Raw genomic sequence first — 782 nt, forward strand, 5'->3', positions numbered from 1 at the left:
TCCTGAAAATTGTCAATATGAACTCACAATTTTCATAATTTGCGAAAACTGTGGTAAGGTAAATGAGATACAAAACAAAGCTCTTGTATCCAGCCTTAAACGAATGGTTCAAGCAGTTGACTTCCAAGCACGAAGAAGCATTCTAGAAGTACGAGGCATTTGTAAAAAATGTGCAACAGAGTAATACTCTTACTTGTAAGTTTGTATCTTTAGCATTATGTGTTAACAATTGCCTCATTACTTGAAAAGCTCTTATTGTCCTCGCAGACATATTACTCTCTTCCTACAATGAAGCGCCTGTTTTACTCATTGAAACATAAAATTGAAGGTATAAATCCATGTCCATATCTGAAACAATTGTTTCAACCAGACATTTCATCAGAACAAAACAAAAGGAAATAATCTGCGTTGTTCTGATCGTTCTTGCGCTTTTTGTGATTTGGTTTAGTTATAAGTGGATAACACATTGGCGTTATATGATCTCCACTGATGATGCCTATGTACAAGGAGACATAGCAGCTATTGCACCTAAATTAAATGGATATATTAAGAAAATTGCTATTAAAGCCAATCAAGTTGTAAAAAAAGACGATGTTTTGTTCCACTTAGACAATGGCGATTATCAAATAGCCTCGAAACAGACAGAAAACTGTCTCAATACACAACAAAAAACTCTTCTACGCATTGACGCGCAAATTATAGCTGCTCACAGTGCTTTAGATGATGCGCAAGCACAAAAGGCGGCCGCTTCAGCCATAGCAACCAATGCACAACTCACCTTA

1 protein-coding gene and 1 pseudogene are annotated in these 782 nt (G+C 36.3%); both read left to right on the plus strand.

Features of this window, described 5'->3' with window-relative positions:
• Positions 1-184 (plus strand): annotated as a pseudogene (locus ACFIK8_RS11035) (transcriptional repressor); the annotation flags it as partial.
• Between the two features lie 154 nt (positions 185-338).
• On the plus strand, positions 339-782 hold a 444-nt coding region (locus tag ACFIK8_RS11040), incomplete at its 3' end, for a biotin/lipoyl-binding protein (RefSeq protein ID WP_375669455.1).

The sequence above is a fragment of the Bartonella sp. MR168JLCBS genome, from assembly GCF_042194175.1.